Annotated in this window: 21 protein-coding genes; 4 read left to right on the forward strand and 17 right to left on the reverse strand. The window is 48.0% G+C overall.

The annotated features are described in order from the left end of the window. Positions 1–213 precede the first annotated feature (213 nt). The gene (locus ACTRXI_RS09545) at positions 214–753 is read right to left on the reverse strand and encodes an NUDIX hydrolase (RefSeq protein WP_474262188.1); all 540 of its coding nucleotides are present in this window, start codon (positions 751–753) and stop codon (positions 214–216) included. A gap of 154 nt (positions 754–907) precedes the next feature. Here ACTRXI_RS09545 and uppP point away from each other — a divergent pair, with 154 nt between their 5' ends. Next, positions 908–1,738 (forward strand): undecaprenyl-diphosphatase UppP, encoded by an 831-nt coding sequence (gene uppP / locus ACTRXI_RS09550; RefSeq protein ID WP_474262189.1) that lies wholly within the window; start codon positions 908–910, stop codon positions 1,736–1,738. A gap of 51 nt (positions 1,739–1,789) precedes the next feature. Here uppP and ACTRXI_RS09555 read toward each other — a convergent pair whose 3' ends face one another. Continuing rightward, positions 1,790–2,290 carry a PTS sugar transporter subunit IIA gene (locus tag ACTRXI_RS09555; protein ID WP_474262190.1) on the reverse strand — a complete coding sequence of 167 codons (501 nt, stop codon included), beginning with the start codon at positions 2,288–2,290 and terminating at the stop codon, positions 1,790–1,792. A 281-nt stretch (positions 2,291–2,571) separates the two neighbouring features. Here ACTRXI_RS09555 and ACTRXI_RS09560 point away from each other — a divergent pair, with 281 nt between their 5' ends. From ACTRXI_RS09560 to ACTRXI_RS09570, 3 genes are read left to right on the forward strand one after another with little or no spacing between them, the layout of a single operon-like run. Next, positions 2,572–3,282, forward strand: coding sequence for a lysophospholipid acyltransferase family protein (locus tag ACTRXI_RS09560; protein WP_474262191.1), 711 nt, complete (start codon positions 2,572–2,574; stop codon positions 3,280–3,282). A gap of 14 nt (positions 3,283–3,296) precedes the next feature. After that, positions 3,297–4,403 carry a glycosyltransferase family 2 protein gene (locus tag ACTRXI_RS09565; RefSeq protein WP_474262192.1) on the forward strand — a complete coding sequence of 369 codons (1,107 nt, stop codon included), beginning with the start codon at positions 3,297–3,299 and terminating at the stop codon, positions 4,401–4,403. After that, a complete protein-coding gene (locus tag ACTRXI_RS09570) occupies positions 4,400–5,890 on the forward strand; it encodes a phytoene desaturase family protein (protein WP_474262193.1) in 1,491 nt (496 codons plus the stop codon). The genes ACTRXI_RS09565 and ACTRXI_RS09570 overlap by 4 nt, the downstream gene beginning before the upstream one ends. Positions 5,891–5,984: 94 nt before the next feature. Here the strand turns inward: ACTRXI_RS09570 and ACTRXI_RS09575 are convergent, their stop codons facing one another. From ACTRXI_RS09575 to ACTRXI_RS09645, 15 genes are all read right to left on the reverse strand, one after another. Continuing rightward, positions 5,985–6,863 (reverse strand): AraC family transcriptional regulator, encoded by an 879-nt coding sequence (locus ACTRXI_RS09575; protein WP_474262194.1) that lies wholly within the window; start codon positions 6,861–6,863, stop codon positions 5,985–5,987. 177 nt (positions 6,864–7,040) lie between these two features. Next, positions 7,041–7,217, reverse strand: coding sequence for a CsbD family protein (locus tag ACTRXI_RS09580; protein ID WP_079476655.1), 177 nt, complete (start codon positions 7,215–7,217; stop codon positions 7,041–7,043). A gap of 86 nt (positions 7,218–7,303) precedes the next feature. Next, positions 7,304–8,068 carry an HpcH/HpaI aldolase family protein gene (locus ACTRXI_RS09585; RefSeq protein ID WP_474262195.1) on the reverse strand — a complete coding sequence of 255 codons (765 nt, stop codon included), beginning with the start codon at positions 8,066–8,068 and terminating at the stop codon, positions 7,304–7,306. Positions 8,069–8,083: 15 nt separating this feature from the next. Next, the gene (locus tag ACTRXI_RS09590; protein ID WP_474262196.1) at positions 8,084–8,779 is read right to left on the reverse strand and encodes an alpha/beta fold hydrolase; all 696 of its coding nucleotides are present in this window, start codon (positions 8,777–8,779) and stop codon (positions 8,084–8,086) included. Between the two features lie 25 nt (positions 8,780–8,804). Continuing rightward, positions 8,805–10,061, reverse strand: a complete 1,257-nt coding sequence (gene hisD / locus ACTRXI_RS09595) for a histidinol dehydrogenase (RefSeq protein WP_474262197.1) — start codon at positions 10,059–10,061, stop codon at positions 8,805–8,807. A gap of 23 nt (positions 10,062–10,084) precedes the next feature. Then, the gene (locus ACTRXI_RS09600) at positions 10,085–10,954 is read right to left on the reverse strand and encodes a carbohydrate ABC transporter permease (RefSeq protein WP_474262198.1); all 870 of its coding nucleotides are present in this window, start codon (positions 10,952–10,954) and stop codon (positions 10,085–10,087) included. Further along, positions 10,954–11,832 carry a carbohydrate ABC transporter permease gene (locus ACTRXI_RS09605; protein WP_474262199.1) on the reverse strand — a complete coding sequence of 293 codons (879 nt, stop codon included), beginning with the start codon at positions 11,830–11,832 and terminating at the stop codon, positions 10,954–10,956. The genes ACTRXI_RS09600 and ACTRXI_RS09605 overlap by 1 nt, the downstream gene beginning before the upstream one ends. An 80-nt stretch (positions 11,833–11,912) precedes the next feature. Next, on the reverse strand, positions 11,913–13,244 hold the full coding sequence (locus tag ACTRXI_RS09610; protein ID WP_474262200.1) for an ABC transporter substrate-binding protein: 1,332 nt from the start codon (positions 13,242–13,244) through the stop codon (positions 11,913–11,915). Positions 13,245–13,308: 64 nt separating this feature from the next. After that, entirely contained in the window at positions 13,309–14,667 is a 1,359-nt protein-coding gene (locus tag ACTRXI_RS09615) for an amidase (protein ID WP_474262201.1), read from the reverse strand. Positions 14,668–14,688: 21 nt separating this feature from the next. Continuing rightward, entirely contained in the window at positions 14,689–15,972 is a 1,284-nt protein-coding gene (locus ACTRXI_RS09620) for an ester cyclase (protein WP_474262202.1), read from the reverse strand. A 79-nt stretch (positions 15,973–16,051) separates the two neighbouring features. Then, the gene (locus tag ACTRXI_RS09625) at positions 16,052–16,657 is read right to left on the reverse strand and encodes a cupin domain-containing protein (protein WP_474262203.1); all 606 of its coding nucleotides are present in this window, start codon (positions 16,655–16,657) and stop codon (positions 16,052–16,054) included. Positions 16,658–16,706: 49 nt separating this feature from the next. Continuing rightward, the gene (locus ACTRXI_RS09630; RefSeq protein WP_474262204.1) at positions 16,707–17,549 is read right to left on the reverse strand and encodes an SDR family NAD(P)-dependent oxidoreductase; all 843 of its coding nucleotides are present in this window, start codon (positions 17,547–17,549) and stop codon (positions 16,707–16,709) included. Positions 17,550–17,583: 34 nt separating this feature from the next. Further along, positions 17,584–18,588: a LacI family DNA-binding transcriptional regulator gene (locus ACTRXI_RS09635; protein ID WP_474262205.1), complete on the reverse strand. Its 1,005-nt coding sequence runs from the start codon at positions 18,586–18,588 to the stop codon at positions 17,584–17,586. Positions 18,589–18,691: 103 nt separating this feature from the next. Continuing rightward, the gene (gene hisD / locus ACTRXI_RS09640; RefSeq protein WP_474262206.1) at positions 18,692–19,972 is read right to left on the reverse strand and encodes a histidinol dehydrogenase; all 1,281 of its coding nucleotides are present in this window, start codon (positions 19,970–19,972) and stop codon (positions 18,692–18,694) included. A gap of 143 nt (positions 19,973–20,115) precedes the next feature. Beyond that, positions 20,116–22,038 (reverse strand): right-handed parallel beta-helix repeat-containing protein, encoded by a 1,923-nt coding sequence (locus ACTRXI_RS09645; RefSeq protein ID WP_474262207.1) that lies wholly within the window; start codon positions 22,036–22,038, stop codon positions 20,116–20,118. Between the last annotated feature and the right edge of the window lie 114 nt (positions 22,039–22,152).

Consider the following 22,152-nt stretch of genomic DNA (forward strand, 5'->3'; position numbering starts at 1 on the left):
CCCTTATTCCTTCAAGGGTAATAAACTTATTATAATAATTTTAAATAAGCCTGTCAATATAAAACCGATAACCATTCTCAGTTTAAAATCATTATAAATAAATTGGCATGAAATTTGCATATAAACCTTGTTTATCCCGTAATTTCAGTAATTCAGGTATTGATTATCAATGAATTCCCTATGTGACAGATAAATGACGATATTCAATCTCAATTACCGCTGACCGAGAATCGTTTTTACATACTGCACTGCGTACATGGTTTTAGCGTCATGAATTTCTTCTTTCTGGATCAATTCATCTGCTTCCTTCACGCTTACCTCCATCAGTTCAATAAATTCATCCTCTTCGGTTTCCGGTTCTCCGGCCTCCAGTTCGAACGCCTCATACAAATGAACAATTTCGTCTGCAAATCCAGGAGAGGTATAAAATGAAGCAATTTTCTGCAGGCGCCCTGCAGTGTACCCGGTTTCTTCTTTTAATTCCCGGGCTGCTGTTTCTTCAGGACTGTCAGTACCCTCGAGTTTCCCGGCCGGTATTTCAACCAGCGGCTTTTCGAGCGGCTTCCGGTACTGCTTCACCATAACTATTTTCTGCTCCGGGGTGACCGCCACCACAGCAACCGCACCGCTGTGATTAATCACTTCACGCTTGCTGCTCCGCCCGTCCGGAAGTGTTACGTCATGCACTGATAAATCGACGATTTTTCCTTCAAATATTGTTTTCTTATTCGTTGTTTTTTCTGTAAAATTCATCGTTAACGTCCTTTCTGCATCGAATGTGATTCATTCGTTTTAGTTTACCAGTCTTTAACTGTCTGTGAGAATAGTCATTTGCTTATTTTCACTCTTCCTAATTATCACCAGATTTGCTACACTATCCAAGTAATCTGATGGAGGAGTTGGAACCATGAATATTTTTGAAGCTATTTTTCTAGGAATCGTCCAGGGAATTGCAGAATTCCTGCCGATTTCAAGTACCGCCCATATCATCATTGCAGAATTTCTCCTCGGCCATTCGATCCCCGGCCTCTCATTTGAAATTTTCTTGCACCTGGGATCAATCGTAGCCGTCATTTTTTATTTCCGCAAAGACATTCTTCATCTGATTCAGGTATTTTTCCGGTATATCGCCAAAAGGAACCGGGAGGACCGCCCTGAATTTTTCCTTTGTTTGTACATAGTACTTGCAACCGTTATTACCGGTATTCTTGGCGTCTTCCTTGAAGATTCGCTTGGCAGCGCTCTGAAAACGCCGGTGATGATTGCTATATCGCTTACCCTGACCGGCATTTTTCTCATCATCATCGAGCGGGCCTACACCATTGGCAGCCGTACCGTTAATGAAATGACGACGCTCGATGCGGTCATTGTCGGCCTTGCACAGACGGTGGCTGTCATTCCCGGCATTTCAAGATCCGGAAGCACGCTGATTGCTGCGTTGTTTTCCGGTCTGGACCGGGAGACATCGGTCCGGTTTTCATTTCTGCTTTCGATCCCTGTCATTTTAGGATCAACCGTGCTCGCCCTCGGTGATATTACAGACGGCAGCCTCGCTTCTATTGGGGCAGTATCGCTTATTGCTGCATTCATTGCCTCACTGATCACTTCATGGCTCGGCATCGTATGGCTGATTAACTTCCTGAATAAAGGAAAGCTCACTTACTTTGCAATCTACTGCTTCCTGCTCGCGCTTGTGACTATTTTATTTCTCGATCCGGGAAGTACAGTAGTCGAATAATCGTTTATCACATAAAAATCCAGCCGGACTCCGGCTGGATTTTGTATTTCATTATTTTTTGACAGTGATAGTCGCTACTACGGTTTCTCCCGCTTTCAGGCGGTTTTCGCTGTTCATCTGGATATTTTCGACCTGATCGCCTTCCGTGAATACGACTGGCGTGATTTTGCTGGCAGCTTTTTCACTGATCACATCCATATCAAATTCCATCAGCAGATCGCCCTCTTCCACGCTGTCTCCTTCGGATACTTTGCATGTAAAGCCTTCTCCGTCGAGAGACACCGTTTCAAGTCCGATGTGAATTAATACATCAAGTCCTTCCTCTGAACGGATGCCAATGGCGTGCTTCGTTGGAAAGATCTGTTCCACCTTTCCTTTAACCGGTGAAAGAATAATTCCTTCCGATGGATCAACCGCAAAACCTTCTCCCATCATTTTTTCTGAAAATGTCGGATCCGGCACTTCTGTAATATCAACGAATGCCCCGCTGACCGGCGATTTTATGGTGACTTCTACAGGCTTTTGTTCTTTTCCAAATAGTTTTTTTAACATTTTATTCACTTCCTTCTTATATAGTCACAACTGCGTTCAAGCTGTGCGTATGCTTTAGTAAGTGTAACGAACTTCACGCCTGCGCACAAACTTTCCGGAACGTCTTTACCATAACATTCCAGAGAATGCCTGATGTAATACTCTTTTTTTGTACGTTTATACAACACGTTTTAAATACGCGCGAATAAGGAATAGAACTCTATTCTAATTGTATATACCTTCTTTTTATAACAATTTAAACCTGAATTCTATACATACAGTCCAACACAGGGGGTGCGCAGATGATTACAGAAAATAAACAGCCACTTTTTGAGAAGTTGTTTTATTTGTATGACCGGCGCTTGATCCAAAAGCATTTCTCAGCCGTACATATGCACAATAACAGCATCTACACCGACGATGCTGCGCTTTTTTATGTGAATCACAGCAACTGGTGGGACGGCCTTTTAATCTACTTTTTAAATAAACACTGGTTCCGTCACCCGGGCTACGTCATGATGGACGAAGAAGGGCTGCGCGAATTCCCATTTTTCCGCAGGCTCGGAGCCTACTCGGTGGACCGCAGCAGCCGCCGCGATGTTATTAATGCCCTCCGCTACACAGAGGATAAGCTCGTGAACGGTCATCACGTCTGGCTATTCCCGCAAGGGGCAGAAACCCATGCCGATCAGTTTCCGATCACTCTTCAGCCCGGCATTTCCTATCTGCTTCCCCGGGTGGATGTACCGTTTGTACCGGTTACGATGCACTACACATTTTTGCACCATCAAAAGCCTGAAATCTTCATAAACATCGGCCCACCGCTCCCGAGGACCCCGGAGAACCTCGCTTCGAGAGCGGCATCTCAGGACGCGCTGGAGCGTCACCTGCAGCATCAATGGGACGAGATGCGTGAAGACATCGCTTACGAGCATATGGAGAACTACACTACCGTTTTGAGAGGTTCACAGACGATGAGCAGCTGGTGGACCTCCCTCCGGCAGAAAAAATAGAAAGGACTCCCGCCATGTTCCTATGGATTCTCATATGCATCCTCAGCGCCTGGACGGTATTTACGATCATTAACGTGTGGACCCTTCCTTCTCTCGCCTCGTTTTCGGTACCGAAGCGACCGGGCTTGATCAGCGTTCTTGTACCGCTTCGGAATGAAGAACGGAACGTGCCAGCGCTTGTGCGGAGCCTCCGCCAGGCGGACGATCTAAAAACAGAATTTATCTTTCTCGATGACCATTCGACTGACCGCACAAAAATGCTCCTGCAGGATGCTGTACGCTATTGGCCTAATGCCCGCTACATTGAGGGAACCACGCTGCCGGACGGCTGGAACGGCAAAGTACATGCGTGCCATCAGTTGTCGAGTGAAGCTGCCGGACAGTATTTGTGTTTTGTTGATGCCGATGTAAGACTGCACGCGGACGCCCTCCGCTGGGCAGAGGGGGCTCTTCAGAAGCACGATGCCGGTCTGGTTACCGGGTTTCCTCATTTCAAAACAGAAGGCTTCTGGGGCCGGCTGCTTGTGTATATGCAGCATTTTGTCGTGTATGCCCACTTGCCCGTCGCAGCCGCTAACCGCACCACCTGGAGGGCCTTTACTGCAGCACACGGGGCTTTTTTGTTTTTCAGCCGGACAGCCTACGACCAGGCCGGGGGTCATGCTGCTGTTAAACAGGCGCTCGTGGATGATATGGCACTTGCCCAAAACATAAAATCAAAACACTTAAAAACACTGCTCGTTTCTCCGGGCCCTGCGGTTACCTGTTATATGTATACGTCCAGCCGGGAAGCGTGGCTTGGCTTCAGCAAAAATATTTTTCCGGGGATCGGCCGCTCGGCGATCATTGCTTTGGCCGTCATCACTGTTCATACTCTTTTTTTTATCGTCCCGGCCTTTCTTCTGCTGGCTGCCATTGCCATGTCCGAGTGGCAGCTCGCTGTCCCATACGTGCTGACGGCTTTGCTTCGCGCTGGGATTACGATAAAAGCTTCCCATCCGTGGTGGACAGTACTCGTACAGCCTCTATCTTCGGGAGCCATGATTGCTGTGCTGCTGTATTCGATTTATCTGGACAAAACGAAAAAAGGCTATTCATGGAAAGGGCGGACCTATCAATGACAACTACTGCTGTTATCGGCGCCGGACTCGGAGGCTTAAGTGCTGCCATTGTACTCGCTAAAACCGGGGAAAACGTTACTGTATACGAAAAAAACGAACGGGCTGGAGGAAAACTCCGCCCGTTTCAGCTGGGAAATCATACATTTGATTATGGTCCTAACACCATTACGATGCCGGATATATTTCACCGCGTACTTGCTTTTGCCGGCAAGGATCCCGGGCAGCTCCTTCCGTTCAAACAGCTGCCGGAGCATACCAGTAATTACTTCCCTGACGGCAGCATGCTCAACGTCTCCTCAGATGCCGAAGAAACAAGACAGGCCATTGCCCGTCTTTCAAAATCCGACGCCAGCCGGTACGATGACTACCTTCGGGAAGTGAAACGGCTTTACATCCTCGCTACTGAAAATTTTCTGCAGCGCACCTTCGAGTCGCCGCTGGATTACCTTTCACCGGGGCTCGCCCTTGCCCTTCGCAAAGTGCGTCCGGCCACTACCATGCATGCTTTCCACCGGCGGTTTTTCGAGCATCCGGATGTGCAGCAGGCGTTCGACCGTTATGCGACCTATATCGGCTCTTCGCCGTATGATGCTCCGGCAACATTCGCGCTGATTGCCCACCTCGAGCTCGCTGACGGCGTGTACTATACTCCGGGCGGAAACGTAAAGATTGCCGACGTGTTTTATGAAACAGCCAAAGAGCTTGGCGTTACCTTTTCGTTCAATGATCCCGTATACCACGTTTCCACCCGCAATGGACGTGCTCAAACCGTGCATGCAGCCTCAGGATCTCTGGAAGTGGACAGTGTATTATTAAATGGGGATCTTCTCAGCCAGTATCCGTTACTTTTCCAGGGCTTCAGTCAAAAGAGCCGGACCGTTCCAGCTCATCCCGAGCCATCTATTTCAGCATTTGTGATCATGGCCGGACTCAACACCCGCCTTCCGCAGTTAAAGCATCACCAGGTCTACTTTTCTGCCGATTATCCAAAAGAGTTTGAGCAGCTCAAGCACGGAGTATTTCCAGATGATCCAACCATTTATATCAGCAACTCCTCCTACAGCGACCGCGGCCAGTCCCCGGACGGCGACAACCTGTTTATTCTTATTAACGCACCAGCACTTCCCGGCGGCGCCATGACAGAAGAGGAAAAACAATCGTACAGAAATCTTGTATACGACAAGCTTGAGGAGTTTGGCCTTTTTCTGCGTCCGCATATTGTGGAGGAACGAGTACTCGGTCCGTCTTATCTGGAAGAAACGTTTGGCGCTTACAGGGGCTCCATTTACGGTCTCGCATCCAACCGGCGGCAGGATGCGTTTCTCCGGCCATTCAACCGCTCCCAGGATTTGAAGAATGTTTACTTTGCCGGCGGTTCCACCCACCCTGGCGGCGGCTCGCCCATGGTGACTACCAGCGGCGTTCTTGCTGCCTCCGCCCTCCTTAAGGATAACGGTGTTTTGCTTGATTTCTGGGGGAAAAATTAAAATGAGAAGCTTTCTGCTTTTCTAATAAAAGCAGCGCATACAAACAGCCCCGCTTACGATAAAAGCGGGGCTGTTTGTAATAGAAAGAGGGGAACTATTCCTCTCTCTCCTCCACTGGAATCCATATTTCGCTTTTGAAATCAGGCTTATCAAACTGATCTCCCTCCATCCACAGCATTTCCGGGCCGGATGCTTGCTGATAACCGGAAGAAGGAAACCATTCCGAATATACTTGTCCCCACGTTGTTTGAAGATGACTTGGAAAAGGTCCCTCAGAGGTAAATACAGCCCAGGTGGAAGCAGGCACTTCCAGCACGTCCCATGTTTCAGGGCTTTTTTTATCAGTAATTACGCCAATATAATGATCCAGCCCTCCCTGTTCTTCCATGCGTGCTTCAGAGAAATTCACGGAAGCTTGAATGAGCCCCGCCGGTTCACCGTTTGACAGCGCAAGTAATTCATTTATTTTCTCCTCGTTCAAGGATTTCCACATCGCATTAATTTCAGGGTTCTCTCCCTCAAAGATGATAGGAACTCTTTTACTTATGCCGACGATTCGAAAAGCTTCTTTTTTCTCTATACGGTAGTTCATTTCGTTTCCTCCCTGGACAGATAGTTGAAAGGTCATCCCTGGATATGCTTTTAAAGAAATTCCGTGCCGTTTTACTTCTGAAGGAGTTACACCGTGCAGCTTCTGAAAGGCCCTCGTAAACGAATCGGGCGAATCGCAGCCATATTTTAACGCTGTATCGATAACACGTACCTGGCGACGCTGAAGATCAAGCGCTGCCATCGTTAAACGGCGGCGCCGGATATATTCCGATACCGGGACGCCTGCTAAAGAAGAAAACATCCGCTTAAAATGGTACTCCGAGCAGCAGGCAATACGGGCCACTTCCTGAAAATCGATTACCTCCGTTAAGTGATTCTCAATATAACGCAGGGCGTTATTCATTTCCTGTAAACTATCCATAATAATGACCTCTCTTATTTAGAGAATATCAATCCCCTGAAATACGTGCCCTGCTTTTCGTGCCTGATAAAGTCGGATGATAACTATTAGCTTTCTGATTAAGAAGCGCACCGGACTATGTATATCATAAAAAAAAGAAATAGAAGCCCCTCACGGGAAAACTTCTATTCCATTTCATTATTTGTTTTTAAAATCGCCTTTTTTATCCTGGGCGACGCCTTTAAGCTTGTCTTTCTTTCCTTCGCGCTGCATCTTTGAATTGTTTGTGGCGCTTCCCATACGGTCTTTTGCTTCCCCTTTGACCTTGTTCGCGTTTCCTTTCAGTTTGTCGCCAAAACCTTTTTTACCGCTCATCTGTGATCCCTCCATGATGTCTGTCTACATCAGCAGTTCCCTTCAGCAGGCAGCGTCAAACAGAAGACTTTCCCCATCGTGCATATTTAATTGGCAGACTGCTTCGGGGCCAGGCTGGCCATCAATGCCTGTTTTATGACATTGGTGATAACGAGTGAAACAAAGCAGGCACCTTTCTGCTGTGCCTGAAGCACGTCTTCCCGGGAGCTTGCAATCGTACCGAGGGGCATTTTCATATCTGCACTTTTTTGATACAGCCCTCTAAGCACCTCCTGCACTTCCGGGTTGTCTGCTCCGTTTCTATACCCCATATTAACGGACAAATCCGTCGGTCCTAAAAACGCCATGTCGATGCCGGGTACCTCCATAATTTCCGTAAAATTTTCGGCCGCTGCCGGGGTTTCAATTTGAACGCTCACTAAAATTTGTTCATCGGACGCATTCATAAACGCTTCTCCGCCGTGGAAACCGTATCCTGCGGCCCTCATCGAAAACGCGGTTCCCCGTGTTCCATACGGTGGATATTTTGCTGCCCGTACCACCTTTACTGCTTCTTCCCGGGAATTTACCATCGGCACCTGGATACCCAGAGCCCCGCGGTCCAATGCCTTTTGAATGCTCGAGGGATCATAGCTCACGCGTATGATAGGCACCATTCCGACTAGCCGGGCGGCTCTGATCATTTCCTCCATCTCTGCCCCGCTGTAGGCGCCGTGCTCATCGTCCATGATAATAAACTCATAGCCTGCGTATCCGAGCATCTCTACGATTGCCGGCGAATAGAGGCTTGTGATAGCCCCCTGGGTCAGCTCGTTTTTTTTAATCTTATCTTTAACCTCGTTTTTCAGCATTTTCATCTTCCTTTGTTAGTTTTCCTGAAGCCAATAGGATAAAACTGCTGTTACTGCTTCGGGCTGGTCCAGAGGACTTAAATGGCCGCACTGGTCAATCAAAACCAATTTTGCACCCGGTATTTTCTTCGCGAGATCTTCCTGCATGGAAGGCCCGCACAGCGCATCCTGCCTGCCTGCCAAAACCAGCGCCGGACACTTTACAGCAGAAAGCACGTCTACCGCCCCCGGGCGCGTTTTATTGGCTTCAAGCTGCCTGTAGTAGCCCTCTTCCCCGACATCCTGACTCATTTGCCGAATTACTTCTTTAACGCTCTCACCAGCATGTTCCTGAAATACAGCACCAGGCAGGAACTGCTCCGAAACCATTTGTTCGAAGCCGCCTGCCTGCAGCTGCTTCTGCTGATTATCCCAAAGCTCTATCTGTTCTTTAGTCGGGGGATAGGGATTGGTATCGAGCAGTGCCAGCTTGTTCACCCGGTCCGGAGCCTCTTTCATTATTTCCATAGCCACAATGCCGCCAAGCGACAGCCCGGCAAGCGAAAAGGATCCGGAAACACTGCCCAGTATTCGCTCCGCCATCTCCTTCACGGAGGCGTCCCGGGTCATGTCTGGAATGATGATCTCTCTATCAGCAGAAAAAGCACGGTGTTGATGCTCCCATAACGCTGACGTACACAACGTACCGGGAATTAATACAAGAGGTTCCATGCTGCTCCCCCTCCTTTTGGAGTACTTATTTTTCCAGCCGCACCTCTGCCGACAAACGGTGCCCTTCCAATCCTTCAATTTCGGATTGTGCTGTAGCATGAGCGGCCAGATGCTGGGTGCCTCTGCCTGTAATTTCCTGATGGGTGGCGATTTTCACAAAATTCCCTACCCATAGTCCTCCGGTGTAACGGGCGCCCCGCTGCGTTGGCAGGGTATGATTGGTTCCTGAAACCTTGTCTGAGAAGACCACGGAGCTTTCTTCCCCTAAAAATATGGAGCCGTAATTGCTCAATCTGTCCTTAATCTCCTCATACGATCGCAGGTGCACGTGCAGATGTTCGATAGCGTAGTCATCACACACGTCGATGCCCTGGCTGGTGCTGTCTACAACAACAACCTCTCCCGCTTTTTCCCATGCCGCGTGAGCCGGTGAATCTTCAGAAAACTGCTTCAAATATTTTTCCACCTCAATGATTGTCTGGGCGGCCTGTTCTTCCGAGGTGGAAACAAGAATGGCTCTGGCATTTGGATCGTGTTCTGCCTGGGCTAATAGGTCTGCTGCGCACCATTCGGGCTTTGCATGCTCATCGGCAAACACGAGCACTTCACTCGGCCCGGCAATCAGGTCGATGCCCACTTTGCCGAACACCTGTCTTTTCGCTTCTGCTACAAACCGGTTGCCCGGCCCGGCAATGACATCGACCTCCGGCACCGTTTCTGTTCCTGTCGCCATTGCTGCCACAGCCTGCGCTCCGCCTATGGCGAAAATATCCGTTACCCCCGAGCAATGGAGCCCGTACAATACCGCCGGATGAATGCTGCCCTTATAATTAGCCGGACTGCACGCAATAATTTGTTTTGCACCTGCCACTTTGGCAGGCACCGTTACCATCGGTCCGGAGGAAAGCAGCGGAAACCGGCCGCCAGGCACATATGCTCCCACCTTTTCCACCGGTATTACCCGGTGCCCCATCCGGATGCCTTCCCCAAAGTCTTTATCCAGGGGCTGCAGGCATTCGAGCTGAGCTTCAGCAAACGCCGTCACCCTATCCACTACTCTTTCGATCAACCTCTTCGTTTCGTCTGAAAGAGAAGCAATGCTTTCGTTCAGCTCTTCTTCAGAAATACGAATGGGCCGTGCGGAGTCACTGAATTTCTCCTCATAGCGTTTAACCGCTTCATCGCCCTCCTGCTTCACGTCTTTAATAATTTGTTTTACAATCTGCTCTGTTTCCTCCGTCACTTCGGACGAAATGGCATCAGCTTTCTTTAAATACTGCATAAACGCCTCCCAGGTTCTATAAATTATTTCACTGCTCCTGCACTCATACCTTTAACAAACTGCTTCCGGACGATAAGCATAAATATAATCGTCGGCAGCACATAGATAATGCCTGCAGCAGCCATTTCATTCCAGATTACACCGTTCTGGCCGACAAAGTAGGACAGAGCCACCGGTAATGTTACGGCTTCCTCGTTCGTTAAAATAAGCGCAAACATGTACTCATTCCACGTAATAACAAAGCAGAAGACGGCGGCAGTAATAATACCCGGCCGGGCCATCGGCAGCAGAATATGCCATATGACACGGAGCCTCCCCGCACCGTCAATCATTCCTGCTTCCTCCATGTCCTGCGGAATGCTGTCGATGAAGCCTTTAATCAGCCAGATCGCATACGGAATCGTGTGGCCAAGATTTACAATAATCAGCGCCAGTGTAGTATCGAGGATCCCCCAGTTCCGGAACATAATGAAAAATGGAATCACGTTGACGATTAAAGGGATAAACTGCGTTGCCAGAATCGCAAACATGAATACCTGTTTCCCCTTCATGTCAAAGCGGGAGATGCTGTAGGCTGCCAGCACACTGACCGGCATAGTGATCAGCAGCGTGAAAAACACGATTATGGTACTGTTGGAGTAAAACCTCCCAAAATTATACTCTGCGCTGAATATTCTGCTGAAGTTCTCCAGGGTCGGCTGGAAAAACACGCTTAACGAATACACTTCCGATACCGGTTTGAAGGCAGTTAAGGTGATCCAAAAAATAGGCAGAAACAAAAACGTTACGACGAGCAATACGCCAATGGTTTCCACTACACCCAGCGTTATTTTGCGCTTTTGCAGTGCTTTGGCTTTCTTCTCTTCCGTAGCAGGTGCCGCTGTAGTATTCATTAGTTCCACTCGCCTCCTTTCACGAGTTTCCTCATGTAAATAAGAACGAAGCCGATCGTTATAATGGCGAGAATGTAGCCAAGAGCCGCTCCGTAACCCATGTCATAATACCTGAAGGACGTATTATAGATGAGGAAGTTCAAAACTTCGGTGGAATTCCCCGGTCCCCCGCTGGTTAGTGTGACAATGGGGTCAAACTGTTTCAGGGCAAACATCGTCATCAGAATAGAGGCGATCAAAATGATCGGCTGCAGCATGGGCAGGGTGATACGGAAAAGCGTCTGAAGGGCGGAAGCCCCGTCGATTTTTGCTGCTTCAAATACTTCTCCTGGCATGCCCATTAATCCGCTGATAAACATGAGACTCATAAACGGCAGCCATATCCAGACAGCCACCGAAATTAGTGCCGCCATTGCCGTAGAAGGGTTGCCGAGCCAGACGACATCTGACAGCGGAGGAACCAAAAATCCGACAATCCGGTCAAACAGCCCGTAATCCGGGTTCAGCATAAAACGCCAGGAGTACCCTACCAGCGCCGGACTTAAAGCAAAAGGAATGATCAGTACAGCCCGCAAAAACGACAGATGCTTTTTTTCTTTACTCAGCAGCATACCTACAGCTATTGCGGCTGCAATGGTGATAAAAACAGTGCTTATGGTGAATATTAGCGTCACTATGACGCTGTTCCAGAAATTTCCGTCCGACATTGCCTGAAGATAATTATCAAACCCTACAAAGGGGCCGGTTTCAAGCGTTTCAGTTAAATCCCATTCATGGAGACTGATCCAGAGTGAACGGACCAGCGGGAACACGGTAATCGTTCCAACGATTAAAAGTGCAGGGGCGAGCAGTATATATTTAAAATACTTATTGGTCATGCCTTTATCCTCCTCTTTGAGGCCGATGCCGATAAAACATTGTTAGGGAGCCCCCTTCACCGTAAGGGGGCTGAATGGTTTTATTCGTAATATCCTTCTTCTTCCAACAATTGTTCTACTTCCGCAGCCGCTTCATTCGTCGTTTGCTCTACCGGGGCTCCGGCTGCCATGTCTGAGATGGCACTGCTGATAATATTTGAGACTTCAGGCCACTCCGGAATTTTTGGAAGTGTCTGGGCGTTTCCAAACGCTTCTCCGCCTACTTTGAACAGATCGTCGCCCGCTTCATTTAATTCTTCGTCATTAAAATTCTCCGTCTGGGAAATGTCGGTGGAGAATTGATCAGACGGCGATTCTCCATTCAATGCATCCAGGACGATCTCTTTTTCGTTTTCCGGCTCGCTTACCCATTTCATGAATTCCCAGGCGGCTTCTTTATTCTCTGAATCCTTCATCATGCCCAGTGGGAAAGTAGAAATATTTGCGGTGCTGCCTTTTCCTTCCCAGCCGGGTACAGTAGTAAAGCCGACATTACCCTGAACTTCCTCGTCTGCTGAATCACTCAGGTTAAAGTCGGAATATACCCACCACCAGCCGACCCACATGGCAGAATTCCCCTGTTTAAAGTCAGTTCGTGCATCCTGCTCCCCAAAGGAAACAGAACCCGGGGAGGCAATTTCATCTTCCACTAACAGGTCAACGTACCTCTGGGTCGCTTCGATACCTTCCTCAGAGTTAAACACCGGCTTCATATCCTCGTCGAAAATATCGGCTCCGTTGCTCCACAAGTAAGAGGTCCACATGTACATGTTCTGCCCGTTGTTTCCGCCCTGATAATAAGGGGAAATTGCTGACATTTCTGTATTTTCTGTAATTTCTTTGCCTGCTTCCTCTAATTCCGTCCATGTCTCCGGTGGATCGATGCCTAAATCCTCAAAAACATCCTTACGGTAAAACATCAATTGCGCGTTTGCCCGAACCGGCAGACTGTGTACCTCATCGTCAAATGTGGATAAATTTAACGATGATTCCGGAAAGCGGTCAAAATTATAGTCGTCCTCGGCAGCGTACTCATCTAACGGCTCCAGAAACTGCTGCACAGACGGTCCCATCGTATCCAGATACGTGACCAGGTCAAAGGTGCCCTCTCCCGAAATACCTTCAGTAGTAATGCGGTCAAGCAGGTTATTGTAAGGCACCCCGATGAATTCTACTTCGATGCCCGTTTCTTCCGTGAATTCTTCACTTCTCGCTTCCCATGCATTAAACTGGCCGATATCTCCTTCGGTAACTGCTACAGTGACTGTCTCCCCTTCTAAATCTTCATCCCCCGAGGAATTACCGCAGCCGCTAAGCGCCAGTGACGAAACCAATGTTCCGGACAGTAGTAACAGTGATGGCTTTTTATACATTTTTATGCCCCCTATTTTTTATGCCTGCAAGCTGCAAACCAATTTCACTGCTGATTCTGCAGCATTATTTGCCGGCAGTTGCACATTGCTTGTTTCTCTGCTCATAAAACGGTGTTAAAAACAAACGTTCATATTCTTCAGCAAGCTGCAGCACGGTTTTCTCCTGATGCCAGCCTCCAACTAATTGAATCCCCACTGGCAGCTGACCGCCCGAAAGGCCGCCGGGCATGGACAGAGCCGGATGCCCTGTAATGTCGAACGGGCACGTGTATCTGATCATTGCTTCGTTTATATGCTCCCCGTCCAAAACCTGGTTTTCTCCCAGGCGCGGCGGGGTAACAGGAAGAGTAGGAGTTACTAAAATATCCATCTGTGTAAATAGTTTGGAAAGTTTGAGTGTCATTTCTTCCTTCTGTTTAAGAGCTTCCAAATATTCTAACGCCGAAGCTTTTTCTCCCCGTGCAAACGTGGGGCCGATATCTTCTGCGTAATCATCAAGAGATGCTTTTCCCTGATGTACAAGTGTAACCTCCGGTGCGGCAATTTTCCGGGCCAGCTCAATGGAGCTGTTGAAGAAAGCCGTGTCCACTTCTATTAGCTCGGCTCCCATTGAACGACAGTTTCCCAAAAACTGGTCGTACACCTTCTGCACCTCCGCACTAAGGTTTTCATTAAAGTACTGCTTGGGGACGCCCAGCTTGAGTGGTCTTTCCCCTGTCTGTGGATTGCCAGGAGTAGTTTTTTGCATGCCATAAAGCAATAAAGAAATATCTGATACATAATTAGCCATTGGTCCTGCATGATCCATCGAAGTGGATAACGAAAAAATGCCTTCGGTGCTGATGAGCCCATACGTCGCCTTTAACCCGGTGATTCCTGTACATGAGGACGGTATTCTGATGGACCCTGCGGTGTCCGTACCAACGGAACTGCAGCAAAAGCCGGCAGCTACAGCCGCCGCCGAGCCGCCGCTGGACCCGCCTACCATATAGTCCTGATGCCACGGATTGAGAACGTCCCCGTAAAAGGGATTTTTTGATGTAATCCCAAACGCATACTCATGTAAATTGTTCTTCCCCAAATTAATGGCCCCGCGGCTTTTTAGATTCGTTACCACTGCAGCGTCTTCACTGGGAACGTAATTCCTATCAATCCAGGATCCGTTGGTCGTTTTTGTTCCTTTTGTATTAATAATGTCTTTGTAGGAAACAGGAATTCCCGCCAGCTTGCTTTCGAAATGGCCCTTATTAAATTCTTCAGTTATGTTTTTTGCTTCAAGTACTGCTTCTTCTTCTGTTATGGAAATAAAGGAATGAAGTTCGCTGTCCCGGGCTTTTATTTTTCGCAGGCAGTCCGTAACTATTTCCGCAGGAGAAAACCATTTATGCTGATATCCTTCGTGCAGCTTGCGGATGGAATTCATGATACCTCCCTCCAATGATTGTTATGAAACACCGGTAAAGTTACCGTCCTCAGAGGAAAACTGGTTGTCGCCGCCCTCGTTATCTTCGTCCATTTGAGCATAGATCTGGCGCAGCACTTCCATGCCGTCAAACAGCATCCATTCCTCCTGAATCTTTTTGTTGCGGACTTTGAAATGATTCATCCCGTTGATTTCCACCGCTTTTCCGCTTGGTGAACCGAAATAGCCAATACCGCCATGTACACCTTGAATTCTCCAGCGCACAGCTACATCCCAATCGTCATCCGAGCCTTTTTTGTTGCACGTCACACGATCAAGCAGCACCTTGGCATTCGGTACAGAGGCAAACAGGTTAATGAACATGCCCTGGATTTCACTATGTCCGACCATGTCTTTATTGCATACGTAATGAATCACGGCATTGCTTTCGTAAAAATTCTTTACATAATTAAACGACCGGCGCTCCCACACTTTGTTGAACATTTCGAGTATAAAATCACCAATTTCAAATTCTTCGTGCTGCGGGATATACTCTTTTGGCGGAAGCCCTTCCTCTGCCGACTGGGACAGGCTGAACTGCAGGTTAGGAGCCAGCTGCTTTGTCTGCTTCGCGGTACGCTTAGCTATTTCCAACGGATCATAGCCGAGCTGCTGCACGAGGTGGTGCGTATCCATCACGAGCCATTCTTCATATATTTTGTTTTCATGAATCAGGCAGTCGGCGGTTGTCCGGAAAACGACTCTTTTCCCTGTTGCAGGACCATAAAGGGTGTCACCAATATTAGTCGCTACAGACCTGCCGCGGTGGGAAGTGAAAAAGCCTTCTTCATCATTGCCGGACCATACAATGCTCCACCCGAGGCCTGTACGGTCTGGAAAAGCCTGCAGGGTTTGCAGCGTCCCCGAGATTACTTCGTTAACACCGTGGCTGTTAATGAGTCCGCGGTGGATCTGCACGCCATGACTGTACGTATCATAAATAAGTCCGATGTCCTTTTCCTTCCAGATCTGACGGGTAATCCGTACAATATAATCCACGATATTGTGGTAATTGCCGTAGCCCTTCATCGATTGCTTTTTGATTTCATGCTCCGGGATACGCAGATAATCCTCATCATCCCGGGCATCCATCGCGTTTACTTCACTGCCGTCAGCGTAATGTACTAGATGCTTATGAACGGTGTCCTTTCCGCCTTTTGTTTCTGCCTTCGGGCTTTTTGTCACTTCCTGGGCCGGTTCTCCTTTTCCGGCTGTCAGTGCCTCTTCCTGTTTCTTACCTGTTTTGGCTGCATTCTTGTTTTCCATAAAATACCCTCCTGAGCATTGGTTGTGTCCCACTTGCCTATAGACTCTCGTCTACGTAATTCTTCTATTATATATTTTTTCACTCTCCCATTTTCAATTTTTCTGCCATTTCTTTTTCTCTTTCCTTAAAATCCTCCGGCGGCACCATTTTGCCTTTTTCGTCCGCATTGAACCCGTATTGGGCTGCTTGTTTCATCACGTCAGGCGCCCAGTAAGGATCCTTTCCTTCAAACACTTCATGCTGCTCGAGCACCGCAAACAGCCACGCGTCCTCATCGCTCACATTTTCCAGACCGCGGTACAGCCCTTTCGGCAGTGTGATCAAATCCCATGCTTCCAAAATAGCTTCACCTTCAATCTCGTCCGGACCTTCTCCCCAATAAAAGCGCCATTTTCCACTCAGCGGCATGAACGATTCAATATAATCATGCGTATGAAAAGCCGGGCCGTTTCCGGGCGGAGCCTTGACCATTCCAATCTGGAAGCCATGCGGCTCAGTAATAATCGGGTTGTATTCAGGATTTTCGCTTGCTGTGTCCCCGATCACTGCGTAATTAATCCGGTTGTGCCCCGGGATGATGCTGTCGATAAACATCAGCGGGATGCCCTGCGATTTCATGTCCTTAAATCGTACAATCCGTTCCTTCATTTGTTCATTAATGCTTTTTGTCGAGTTTTCATTCATGTACTAGTCCTCCTAAGACGATTGTTTTGTTGTGTATTATCAGAAGCTCTCACCAGACGGTCCAGCCGCCATCGACGACGATCGTCTGGCCGGTAACCATATCGGAGGAAGCCGAGCTGAGAAATGCCACTGCTCCGAATAAGTCTTCAGGCCGGGCCAGTCTGCCAAGCGGAATTCTTGCAAGCACTTCCTCTTTAAATTCTGTATCCTCAAACATTTTTTCTGTCATTGGTGTTTCAATAAAGGTCGGAGCTACAGCATTAACATTGATGCCGTAAGAAGACCACTCAATTGCCAGTGATTTGGTCAGCTGCGTAATTCCTCCCTTGCTTGAGCTGTAGGCTGTGCGGTTGTAATACCCTACAAAAGCCATCTGGGAGGACATATTAATAATCTTTCCGCGCCTCGCTTCACGCATCCATTTTCCAGCAGCCTGACAGGCAAAAAAGACGCTTTTTAAATTAATGTCGTGGATTCGGTCCCATTGCTCCTCCGTTACCTCTTCTGCCGGCGCCGGGATATTCGTGCCGGCATTGTTCAGGAGCACATCGATCCGGCCAAACCATTTGTAAATACTTTCGAATAATTCGTCCAGGTGTTCGGTGTCGGTTAAATCAAACGGAAATGACTCAGCCGTCCAGCCTTTCTCCTGAATGATACGGGCTGTTTCCTGTAAAGCCTGTTCATCCCGGGCTACCAGAGCCACGCCGGCGCCGGCCTCGGCCAGCATAACCGCTATTTCCCTGCCTATGCCTTTATTAGCACCAGTAACGACGACCGTTTTCCCTTCTAAAGAGAATAGATTAGAGCTGATGGCTTTTCCTCCTTTTTTGTATACGTATTCAAAAACGGTTAAAAATTTTATGAATACGTATACAATAACAGGCAGCATTTTATTTGTAAACGCTTTCTTTGTTTTTTATTATTTATGTGGTGCTCCGCTCAATTAAAATTGGCTCAATAACCTCGTCCGTATAGGCTTCCTGCTTTTCCCCGGATGCCAGTAAATTAATTAATTTTTCCACTGCCAAAAGCGACATACGTTCATGCTGCTGGGAAATGGTCGTTAAATTTATCAGTGGATTAGCCGCAAGGTTGATATTGTCAAAGCCAATAACTGCCAGATCACCAGGCACATTCAGATTCATCGTTTTACAGCTCTCCATAATGGCCAGCGCCATCTGGTCTGAAGCAGCAAATACAGCTGTTGCCGGGTCCGGGCCCTTCATTATTTCTTTTATATAATCCGAAATCGCTGTGTGTTCCAAATCCCCAACGTAAACGAGCGCTGGATCATAGGGAATGCTATGTTCTTCAAGCTTGTTTTCATAGCCAATACTTCTTTCATAAAGCGTCGAATACTTTGTTAACAGCGTCGCAAACCCTATTCGCTTATGGCCTTTGCCAATCAAATGCTCCATCGCCATGTGAGCACCCTTAACGTTGTCGAGTACAAAGGAATGACCCTTTTCTGAATACGTTTTTGTATTATACAAAACGACAGGGGTATCCGAGCTGTAAAGCCGGTTGATTTCTTCTTCATATCTTTCCACGGATCCGACAATGATCCCTTCCACACGCTTTCCGATCAGCGTATCTATCGCTGTTTTTAAATTGTCACTGCTGTGATTGGTATCTGTTAATATGACGTCGTAGCCTTTTTTTCTGGCTTCGGTTATAATAATTTTCGCGGTTTCCGCAAAAAAGGTATTCGCTATGTCCCCGACAATTAAACCAATCGTTCCGGTTTTTCGTTTGTTTAAACTTCTCGCGACTTCATCCGGCGTAAAGCCCATTTCGTCTATCGCACTTAACACCTTCTGCCGTGTGGCTTCCTTGATATAAGGATAGTTGTTAATTACTCTTGAAACCGTTGCCTGGGACACGCCTGCTTTTTTGGCTACATCGTTGGACGTCACAGTTAACTTCATTACTTACCAATCACCTTTTCATGTTCCCGAAATTAGTTGAATGCGTATTCAACTAATTTTAAATTAGCACATTTATCCATATACTTCAATTTTCGTGCCGCGTTCAATCGGTGGCGCTGTATCTTTGGACACGTAATGAAGCCTGGGCTTTATGGCCTTTGAAGCCTTCAAGCTCGCACAGTCGTTCGGCATATCTGCCTATTTCTACGCTGGCTTCCTTCGTCACACGCTGATACGTGCAGTTTTTCAAAAACTTGCCTACCCATAAACCGCCCGTATATTTTGCCGCCTGCTTGGTCGGAAGTGTGTGGTTGGTTCCAATTACCTTGTCCCCGTACGCTACATTCGTTTCAGGCCCGAGAAAGAGTGCACCGTAGTTTGTCATGTTTTCCAGAAAATAATCCGGATTGCTCGTGAGAACCTCTACGTGTTCATAGGCAAGCTTATCTGCCTCCTGAACCGCTTCCTCCACATCTTCTACTACGATAATTGAACCATTGTCCTGCCACGCCTGCTCTGCGACTTCCGCTGTCGGGAGTGTTTTTAACTGACGGGCAATCTCCTCCTCCAACGACTCGGCAAGCGATTGGGACGTGGTAATAAGAGCGCCCGGAGACGTTGGGCCGTGCTCTGCCTGGCCGAGAATATCAGTGGCCACCATTTCCACATCGGCTGTTTCATCAGCAATGACAAGCGTTTCGGTCGGGCCTGCAAATAAATCAATGCCCACTCTGCCGTACAGCTGCCGCTTTGCTTCCGCCACAAAAGCGTTTCCCGGACCGACGATCATATCCACCGGCTGAATCGTTTCCGTTCCGACAGCCATGGCGGTCATTGCCTGGACTCCTCCCAGCAGATAGATTTCATCGGCTCCAGCCATATGCATAGCTGCTACTGTAGCTGCCGGTATCTCACCATTACTCGGTGGCGTGCAGGCGATTACCCTTTCGACTCCGGCCACCTTCGCTGTCACAATACTCATATGGGAAGAAGCAACCATCGGATAGCGTCCTCCTGGAATATAGCAGCCTACGCTGTTCACCGGGATGTTTTTATGCCCTAAAATAACGCCGGGACGTGTTTCCACTTCAATATCCTGAATCGACTCCCGCTGATGCCTTGCGAAATTTTGAATTTGTGCCTGCGCAAAGCTAATATCGTCAATTACCTGCTGGGGGAGCTCATCGATTACCTGCTGAATGGTTTCCGGCGATAGACGGAACGCTTCCGGTGACCATTTGTCGAATTTTTCGGAGAGCTCCCGGACCGCTTCATCTCCCCGCTTTTCTACGTCATGAATGATCCCTTGCACCGCCTGCTGAACCTCCGTGTCCGCCTCCTGCTTTTCCTGATCGCTTTTACCTCTTTTCAAATAAGTGGGCATCAAGCATCCTCCTTTATTTTTGAATACGTATTCAATATAAACTAAACCACCTATTTTGTAAACGCTTTATTAAATAATCCGGCTGCTCTTTCATAAAAAATACGGCACCTGTTTATCAAGAACAGGTACCGTACGATTAAAAATTAACCCCACACTTTTATTTCATTTTTGCCGGACTGCAGCTGACCGATCGGACCCGGGACGTCTGCGCCGTCTTTTTGTTCTCCGAAAAAGTCGGTGTCTATCCGCAGCCTGCTTCCATCCGGATTTTCAAAATCTGCATCCACGATACGTGCCCGCTCCAGGTTGCCCGTATGCTTTATCTCACCGCGCATTTGCTCAAATTCATCAGGCAGCTCACAGGAAAGATATACACCGTCCTCTTTTTCGATGATCGTAAGCTGGGGGTCAAAGGATTCTTTGGTGAATGCCTCATTTTCTCCTTCAAACGGAACCGCCCCGTTAAAGTAGGCGTTATGATTAATATAGACCGGCTGCTCGATACTGTGGAACGCTTCATGGTCGCCGCCTACCTGGTCAACAGCTTCGATGTACTCCTCAAGCGATGCCGTATATCCGTTAAAATGGGAGGTTCCTACATTATCCAGGTCCGGTTTTCCGACAAACATGTTATTGTAAAAACGGTCGTCCCCGCCGTAGGTGGCCGCAAAGCCTGCTACCTCCGTGCTGTGAGGCACATGATACGGCGTTGCCCGGTCCAGCATTTTACGATGAACCATCCTGCCCGCAATCAGATTGTTAACGTAAGCTCCTCCCTGCGCATGATTATCCAGGGCATAGTCTGCTGTTAAAATATTATGGTCCACCACGTACGGCCCGCTGCTCACTTCTACAAAAAGATCGCGGCTGTTCCTGTAAAATAGATTTTTGCTTACCCTTGTTCCCTGGGTCTGCCAGTCGAGCCATACCCCAAGCGAGCAGTCATGGATGCGGTTGCTGTGAATCTGAACATCAATTGCTGCGTGCAGTTTAATTCCGGCAATTTCGTGACCGAAAAATTCCCGCTTTAATGCGATGTTATAAATGTGGTTATGATAGATTTCGCTGAACACGCAGCCCAGATGACCGACCACCCCGTTCTGGCCGCAATCGTAAATGGTGTTATTCCGGATAATGTGAGAGCCGATACGCTCCTTGCTCCACCCAATCTGACGGGCAAGAAATACAGATTCCAGCTGGTACTGGTAGCCTGGCTTGTCTTTTCTTATCGTCCGGTAGTTATCGCCGGTCGATGCTTCCTTTCCAATACTGATCGCGCTGCATTTGGAATCGTGAATCACGTTGTTTTCAATAATCCATCCTTTGCTCCAGTTCGGTCCGATCAACCCCGGCTGATCCGCTGTCGGAGGGGTCCACGGCGTTGCTGCCTGTGCCATTTCAAACCCCTGCACCGTAATATAGTTGAGCCCTGTCTCTTCCGGATAAAAGCAGGCCTTCCGCACGTTTATTTCCACCAGCTCTTTATTCGGATCAGTTCCCTGGAAATTGGCGAAAATCGTCGTATGGCTGCTGTCTGCTTCCGCATACCAGCGATACGTGGTCTGCTCCGGCCGATGGACAGGAACAATCGTTTTTGTCCAGTGGTCCAGAACCTCGGTCTGCTTTTCCGGATTCATCACTTCGTCGAAGGTTTCAGCTTCGTAAAAGGACATTCCGTTTAAATATACATCTCCCAGATGCCTGCCTGGGTTGTGTACGATCCAGTCCCCGAATATTTTTTCCGTAAACGGATTGTAGTCGCCAAATAACGTGTTTGGAATAACTGCCTTCCAGACCGTTCCTTCCACCTGTTCCCAGTAGTCAATTTGTTCCGAACCTTTAATCACTGCTTTTTCTCCGGGAGCAGCGGTATATGTAATTCTTCGATCCTCGCTCCGGCCTCCATTTTTCGGCTTCACCCATTCTCTGTATTCACCTTCATGCACTACTACGGTATCGCCTGCAGCGGCTGTCGAAGCCGCTTTATTAATTGTTAAAAATGGGTTTTCCCGTGTACCATTACTGCTGTCAGAGCCGTTTTTTGCTACATGATATTCAACTGCCATAAAGCTTCCCCCTTTTATCAATCTATTTTTATTATAGGCAGGAAGCTTCTTATGCTTCTATTCAAAAAATAGTATAATATAAGACAATATTAGTGTTTATGAAAGGGGGGAACC

Source organism: Marinococcus sp. LNHM4E3-1, from assembly GCF_056034405.1.